General features: G+C 60.0%; 6 protein-coding genes and 1 pseudogene. 5 read left to right on the top strand and 2 right to left on the bottom strand.

What is annotated here, in order from left to right; genetic code table 11:
• Positions 1-83 precede the first annotated feature (83 nt).
• Positions 84-596 carry a Tic20 family protein gene (locus NW818_RS08160; protein ID WP_414424280.1) on the bottom strand — a complete coding sequence of 171 codons (513 nt, stop codon included), beginning with the start codon at positions 594-596 and terminating at the stop codon, positions 84-86.
• A gap of 305 nt (positions 597-901) precedes the next feature.
• On the opposite strand from NW818_RS08160, the gene NW818_RS08155 reads away from it, so the two are divergent.
• The 3 genes from NW818_RS08155 to NW818_RS08145 all read left to right on the top strand — a co-directional run bounded on the left by NW818_RS08155 (position 902) and on the right by NW818_RS08145 (position 4,176).
• Entirely contained in the window at positions 902-1,369 is a 468-nt protein-coding gene (locus NW818_RS08155; protein ID WP_414424279.1) for a hypothetical protein, read from the top strand.
• 269 nt (positions 1,370-1,638) lie between these two features.
• Positions 1,639-2,673: a ferrochelatase gene (gene hemH / locus NW818_RS08150; protein WP_414424278.1), complete on the top strand. Its 1,035-nt coding sequence runs from the start codon at positions 1,639-1,641 to the stop codon at positions 2,671-2,673.
• A 120-nt stretch (positions 2,674-2,793) separates the two neighbouring features.
• Entirely contained in the window at positions 2,794-4,176 is a 1,383-nt protein-coding gene (locus NW818_RS08145) for a CCA tRNA nucleotidyltransferase (protein ID WP_414424277.1), read from the top strand.
• On the opposite strand, the gene NW818_RS08140 is transcribed toward NW818_RS08145, so the two are convergent.
• Positions 4,173-4,916, bottom strand: a complete 744-nt coding sequence (locus NW818_RS08140) for a response regulator (protein ID WP_414419555.1) — start codon at positions 4,914-4,916, stop codon at positions 4,173-4,175. The genes NW818_RS08145 and NW818_RS08140 overlap by 4 nt on opposite strands.
• Before the next feature lie 371 nt (positions 4,917-5,287).
• Here NW818_RS08140 and NW818_RS08135 point away from each other — a divergent pair, with 371 nt between their 5' ends.
• Positions 5,288-6,190 carry a 4-hydroxybenzoate solanesyltransferase gene (locus tag NW818_RS08135; RefSeq protein WP_414424276.1) on the top strand — a complete coding sequence of 301 codons (903 nt, stop codon included), beginning with the start codon at positions 5,288-5,290 and terminating at the stop codon, positions 6,188-6,190.
• A gap of 180 nt (positions 6,191-6,370) precedes the next feature.
• Positions 6,371-6,635: pseudogene (locus tag NW818_RS08130) on the top strand (hypothetical protein); the annotation flags it as partial.

Raw genomic sequence — 6,635 nt, 5'->3', positions numbered from 1 at the left:
CAGTGTTCAGCGTAAATGTATCAGTTGGCTTAGGCTCCGATGAGGTCGGCAAATCGGCAACCAGACCCGCAGGGACTTGACAACTAGTAGCGAATCCAGGCATAGGCGGCATCAGAGAGCACCGGCACCTCGGCGTAGTGGCCGCGAATGTTTTGCACCCAGGCGTAGACGGTGATGGCAATCACCCCCAAGAGAGCCGTGGTGGCCAAAATGCTGACCATCGCTGCCAGGCCAAGGTTGCCGAAGAGTATGCCAAACGCCTGCATCAGCACCTGCACCAAGAACAAGGCAATGTTGAGCAAGAACAAGGCAATCTTGAGCAAGAGCGCCTGGATGGTGTTGAAGCGAACAAAATGGGCTACGCGGGTGTTGCGGATCACCAGGAACAGCAGAGCCAAAGACACCCCCATTCCCAGCCAGCCCGTGGCCAGGGGCACCAGACGAAACAGGGGCGCAAAAATGGGGATCAGCCCTGGCAAAGATTGAAACAACCCAGAGGGCAAAAAGCCCAAGGGCAGAGCCGATACCAAAGGCAGAAGGTAGGGAAGGGATCCCCACAGCCGATTGATGGGAGTGATGTCGCCGCGCCAGGTCATAATCCGTCGATCCCCATAGGTGCAATGGTTACTGGAGCTGGCTTGTCGGTGCGCTTCTGGGATCCTCACCAGCTAAAGATTCAGAGAGAGAAAGCAACACCCAAGCCTTGGGCCTATTGTAGTCGATGGATTTGGGTGGCTCAACGCGCTTGGCCGCAAGCTGGCTTCTGCTTTCCAGTGAGCAGAAAAACTCGAGGCCAAAAGGTTCAGGGTGAGCGTTCCGATGCATCTGGGCTGGTATAATCAACGGCAAATCCTGGCTGCATAGCGGTTTTTTGGGTTCTTTACATTTTTCAGCTTCCACCATGAAGATTTCATTGTCTCCCGCTGCTCGCATCGTCGGAGCTTTTGTCTGGCAAGTTTGGTCTGGGCTGATGGGTTTTCTCAACGACCGTCTGTTGCCGGAGCGCTATCACATTCGGCCTGAAGCTTTGCCGGAGTGGATTACTCAGGTGTGGGCTGGCTATCTGCGCTATCGGGAAGCCTCTCGTCCGGGGGCGATCCAGTTTCGCGGCTTGACGGTGGCTCCCAGCCGAGATCTGCGCTCAGCTCACCTCGGATCCCGTCCGCTCCGCTACCGCGGCTGCCCCATGGAGACGGTTGCCCGACCTGGGGATCCTTCTCCTACCGCCCAACCCATCCCTGAAAAGGCTTTTGTGCCCCCCTACTGGAGACTTCTTAATGCGCTGCGCTTGAAGTTGAGCCTGGCCGATGTCGATTGCTATCCGGTCACTCCGGCCCTGCAGCGGGCTTACCGAGGTCGAGAGTTTTAACACCGCTCTGCTGCTCTGCACGACAGTGGAGTTTTAAGGCTGGGGATCCCCTTGTGGGTGGGGATCCCTTTTTGGACTTTGTTCGCGACAGCGGGACGGAGTCTCCGGATTGGACTTGTAGGTTTGGGTGCGGGTGGTTTCTCCTGAGGGGAAAGCTGAGAAAGACTGCAAAAAAACTTAAGGTCACTTTCCCGCTGGGGGATAAGAGCCCCTACAGTGGATAAAGAAGAACATGGTGCTCCGCACCGCCAACGCGAATGAGCTTTGTTATGTCCAAAAGCGGCGTGCTCCTGCTGAACTTGGGGGGGCCAGAGACCCAGGCCGATGTGCAGCCCTTTCTTTACAATCTGTTCGCCGATCCTGAGCTGATCCGGCTGCCGTTTCCCTTCTTGCAGCGGGCCTTCGCCTGGGCCATCTCCACGCTGCGGGCCGAAAAATCCCGCCGCAACTACGCGGCCATTGGGGGGGGATCCCCCTTGCGGCGCATCACTGCCGAGCAAGCGCGAGAACTGCAGGCCCACCTGGTGGCCGAGGGCTACGATGTGCCGGTGTATGTGGCCATGCGCTACTGGCATCCGCTGATCGAGTCGGTGGTGCAGCAGATCAAGTCGGATGGGATCACCCGCTTGGTGGTGCTGCCGCTTTACCCGCAGTATTCCATCAGCACGACGGGATCCAGCTTTAAGCTGCTGGATCGGCTCTGGGCTGAAGATCCGGAGCTGGCATGCATCGAGCGCTGCCAGATCTGCTCCTGGTACGATCAGCCTCAGTACGTGCAGGCGATGGCCAGAGCAATTCGGGAACAGTTGGATGGATTTGCCGAGCCCGAAGGGGTGCATGTGCTGTTCAGCGCCCACGGCATTCCCGAAAGCTATGTCACCGAGGCCGGGGATCCCTACCAACGGGAAATGGAAGCCTGCGTGCGGCTGATCTGGCAGCAGGTGGGACGCCCCAATGACCACACCCTCTCCTATCAAAGCCGGGTGGGTTCGGTGCGGTGGCTGCAACCCTATACCGAACGGGTCATCCTGGAGTTGGGATCCCAAGGCGTGAAACAGTTGCTGGTGGTGCCGATTAGCTTTGTGTCGGAGCACATCGAGACCCTGCAGGAGATTGACATCGAGTATCGGGAGCTGGCCCATCGAGCTGGGATTGCCGATTTTCGCCGTGTGCCCGCCTTAAATACCGACCCTCTGTTCATTGCTGGCTTGGCGGCGCTGGTGCGGACTCATCTGCTCACTCCAGGCTTGGCAGCTCCTGCCTTTGTCCCTGCTGCTGTGGGCAGCTCGCTGCTGGAGCGGTAGGGAAAAACTCCGGGCATTTTATGAACGCTGACGCGACCAGACGAGGGCGCTGACTTCATACCCCCAGAAGCGTTCTCCTACCACCCCAGGTGTCTCATCTTCATGGAGTTTTGACTGGGAATGACCCTAAGCCCGAGCGAAGCCTTGCTGACGAAGTGGCTGCTGACCTATTTTTACCAACGGCTGCCTTTCCCCCAAGAGTGGCTGCCGCAGAAAAGCTATTGGGTAGGGGGATCCCTGCGGGATGCTTACCTGGCTTGGCTGCAGGGCCGTGCTGCTGGGGATCCCGCTCGCGACGGTGGGATGGGGTCTTTAGCACCAGTGGATTTGGATCTGATGTGTGCTGTGGATCCCGTGGGCTGGGCAGCGGCAGTGGCACGGCGGTTGGGGGCGGGCTTTGTGGTGTTGGATCCCGAACGGCAGATTGCCCGCATTGTGTTGGCAAAGTTGACCGTGGACGTGGGGCTGCAGGCGGGATCCACCCCTGAGGAGGATCTGAGGCAGCGGGACTTCACCTGCAATGCCCTGGCCTTGGATCTGCAAAGGGAGCAACTGCTGGATCCCACAGGCGGACAAGCCGATATTCGCCAGAGCCGGATGCGCATGGTACACCCCGACAACCTCAGTGCTGATCCGGTGCGGCTGTTGCGGGGTTATCGACAGGCGGCTCAGCTGGGGTTTGGGCTGGATCCAGCTACGCAAGAGGCGATCCGGGAGCGGGCTCCCCTTTTGGCGAATGTGGCGGCAGAACGGGTGCGGGCAGAGGTAGTGGCCCTGTTGGAGGCAGGGATCCCAGGGCTGGCTCACCTACAGGCGGCGGTGGCGGCGGGGTTGCTGCAGGCTTGGCTGCCCCACCTGAAGCCGGAAAGTCCGGGCTTCCCTCAAGCTCAGGCGGTGTGGGAGTGGGCCGGGCGCTGGCAACCGCTCTATCCCCGCACGCTGGCAGAGCTGGCCCAGCCCTTGACATCCTCACGCGAAGGGCGCGGCAGGCTGTTGGCAGTGGTGCTGGCGGCCTTGTTGTGGGATCCAGCGGGAACTGAGGACTCTGTCTTGCTGACGCGAACGGCAGAAAGGGTGGAAACCGAGCTGGAGCGGCTGCGCTTCAGCCGAGCGGAAATGCGGGCCATCCAAAAGCTACACCATCTTCTGCCTCAGCTTCAGCTTCTCCTGACGGACTCCCCCACCCCTGCGCAACAGTGGCGGCTTTATCAACAGGCGGGATCCCTGTTCGGTGGCCTGGCGCTGTTGGCGGTGGCTACGGGCGGCGACCCTCAAAAGCTGGAGTCTTGGCTCAAACGCTACGAAGACCCCCAGGATCCCCTGGCCCATCTGGTGCCCCTGCTGGATGGCCGCGATCTGCTGCACAGCTTGGGGGCCAAACCCGGCCCCTGGGTAGGCCAGTTGCTGCAAGACCTCCAGGAGGCGCAGGCTTGGGGGCAGATTCAAACTCGTGCCGAGGCGCTCTCTTTTGCCCGCCGGTGGCGTGGCCAGCAAAAAGACTAGCCGAAGCGATAGCCGAAGCCGCGCACCGTCACCAAATACTCTGGGTTGCTGGGATCCAGCTCCAATTTTTCCCGCAGCCAGCGGATATGTACATCGACGGTCTTGCTGTCGCCCATGAAGTCGGATCCCCAGATGCGCTCCAGAAGCTGTTCCCGCGTCCAAACGCGGCGGGGATTGGACATAAACAGCTCCAACAGGCGAAATTCCTTGGGGGAAAAACTCACCTCAACGCCCCGCACCAACACGCGGCACTCCTGGGTAAACATACACAGATCCCCGTAACGGAGCACCGTGGCATCGCTGGCTTGGGCCAGTTGTTGCCGGCGCAACACCGAGCGACAGCGGGCGATCAGCTCCCGCATACCAAAGGGCTTGGTCAGATAATCGTCGGCCCCCAGTTCCAAGCCCACCACGCGGTCGGTTTCGCTACTTTTGGCCGTCAACATCAAGATGGGAATCGTGTTGCCCTCCCTGCGCAGCAGCCTGCACAGATCCAAACCGTTCAAGCTGGGCAACATCAAATCCAGGATCATCAAATCCAGCCGCTCAGCCGTATGTACCACCTCAAGGGCTTGCCGACCATCGGCGGCCTGTAAAACTTGATATCCCTGTTCTTCTAAAGCCAGGGCAACCGTTTCCCGAATGGCATCCTCGTCATCCACCACCAGCAGGGTCTCCAGATGGGAAGCAGCTTCCTTGGCTTGAGGAAGTGGACCGGTCATGGAGAGGGTTGCTTCCATACAGAACTCCGTTGCGCCTGCACGCAAGTGCTCCGCACCGCCGTCACGAACGCGGAAGCGTCACGTAGCGATAACAGCCTCACAGGGTGAGAAGGGCAAGTGCCGCCACCGTCAACAGCAGCCCCCCGATAGGATATCAAACTTCCAGGGCCGGCCAATGTAAAGAGAACAGGGGTGGACTGATTGCCCAAGGTCTTGAGACGGCGAATGGAACCGAAAGGATTCCAAAAACCTGCAATTCAGGATGATTTAAGATCTCTAATGTGGAGCCGCCCCTACCCACGCCTCATGGTGCTCTGCACCCCTCCCGCGAACGGCAACTCACGCTTTAAGGACTCCGTCCCGCTGTCGCGATTGGCCGGAAACCGGTTATGTCTGCTTCCCCTCCTGCACTCTGGGCCACCGGCGGAGCCATTCTGCGGCTGTTGCGCTGGCATAAGCCGGCAGGGCGATTGATTTTGATGATCCCGGCTCTGTGGGGAGCTTTTTTGGCCGGACGGGGAACACCCCCTTGGCCGTTGGTCGGGATCATCATTTTGGGCAGCCTGGCTGCCAGTGGGGCAGGCTGTGTCATCAACGATCTTTGGGATCGGGACTTAGATCCATTGGTGGAGCGCACCCGCCATCGCCCGTTGGCCAGCCGGGAGTTGACCGTTGGCGTCGGGATCCTGATGGCGGTGGTGAGTTTGGCCTGTGCGGCAGGGCTGGCGCTGTTTCTCAACCCGGTTAGCTTTGCCCTCTGTGTGGCGGCGGTGCCGGTGATCCTGCTCTATCCGGGGGCCAAGCGGGTGTTTCCGGTGCCGCAGTTGGTGCTGGCTCTGGCGTGGGGATTTGCCGTGCTCATCAGTTGGACGGCGGTGAGCGGCCAAGATGCCAACACACCCCTGTGGGAAGAGGGGCTGGGCTGGCTGTGGCTGGCCACGGTGTTGTGGACACTGGGATTTGATACCGTCTATGCTCTTGCGGATCGGGAGGACGATGAGCGGGCCGGGATCCATTCCAGCGCCCGTTTTTTCGGGCAGCGGACGCCGACGGCGGTAGGGCTGTTTTTTTTGGGCACTGCCATCGCGCTGTTGGGGGTAGGCCTCAGCCTACGGTTGCATGGAGTTTATTTTGTCAGCTTGGCCATCGTCACTGTCCTCTGGGGCCGGCAAACCTGGCAGCTCCACCAAAGGAATGCCTCTCCCACCTTGTACCTGGCCATCTTCGGCCAAAATGTGGTGCAAGGGTTTATTCTGCTGGCGGGGATGATCGGCGGGTCCCTGCTGGCCTGAGGGATCCCCTGGCCTCTCGCATGGCCAGATGCCTCTCTGAAGAACGCCTTGCCCCTCAGCCGACGCTGGGGCTGCCTCTTTGGGAAGGGATCCCGACAAATCTCCGGACTGGCAGGAATCGGCCCAGGGCCATGGGCAAACGGTAGAATGAGACGATTAATTGCAGGATCCCAGCCTCCGATGGCCCCACTGAGCAGCGGTGAGCCTCCCTATGACATTCTTATTCTCTCAAACGGCCCTGGAGAGCTGACCACCTGGGTGCGTCCGGTGGTGATGGAATTGCGCCAGCAACTGCCTCAGGCACGCCTCTCCCTGGTGCTGTCCCCCTGCCCCCATGCTTCCGGGCAGGAGATGAAGATAGCGCAAGCGTTCGTCGACGTGGATCGGGTGCAGGATCCCGATTTTTTTCTGGCTTTTTTGCTTACTGGCCAAACCGAAGAAGCCT

The organism is Synechococcus sp. R6-5 (genome assembly GCF_047461775.1).
In the GTDB taxonomy this organism is placed as follows: Bacteria; Cyanobacteriota; Cyanobacteriia; order Thermostichales; family Thermostichaceae; genus Thermostichus.
This window is presented reverse-complemented; position numbering and strand designations above follow the sequence as displayed.